The 334-nt window shown below is 49.4% G+C and carries 1 pseudogene; it reads left to right on the top strand.

Annotated features, from left to right (window positions below):
• Nucleotides 1-334: pseudogene (locus B4K20_RS08630) on the top strand (TonB-dependent receptor); the annotation flags it as partial.

The following is a 334-nucleotide window of genomic DNA, read 5'->3' as shown; positions in this document are numbered from 1 at the left end:
TTCAGGGCCCTGGCCGTGTGCCACTCACCATCGATGGCACTGAACAGGCAATTACTATCTGGCGTGGTTATAACGGTGCCAATAACCGGAGTTATATCGACCCTAATCTCATCGGTAATATCAAAGCGATAAAAGGCCCCAACCTTGAACGTAATGTTCATAGCGGTATCGGCGGTGCCATAGTGGCTAGCACACTTAGTGTGGATGACATCCTAAAACCAGGTGAAGCATTCGGCGGCGAACTTAAACTCGAAGGCAGCAATAATGCAGTCGATGCGAGTGTGCCACGTTTATCCAGTGGCAAGTCCTACACCGATATTCCCGGTTTTAATGC

It is taken from the genome of Methylophaga sp. UBA5088, from assembly GCF_002414625.1.
GTDB lineage: Bacteria > Pseudomonadota > Gammaproteobacteria > Nitrosococcales > Methylophagaceae > Methylophaga > Methylophaga marina.
Note: the sequence above shows the minus strand (reverse complement) of the source record. Positions and strands in the feature narration are given on the sequence as shown.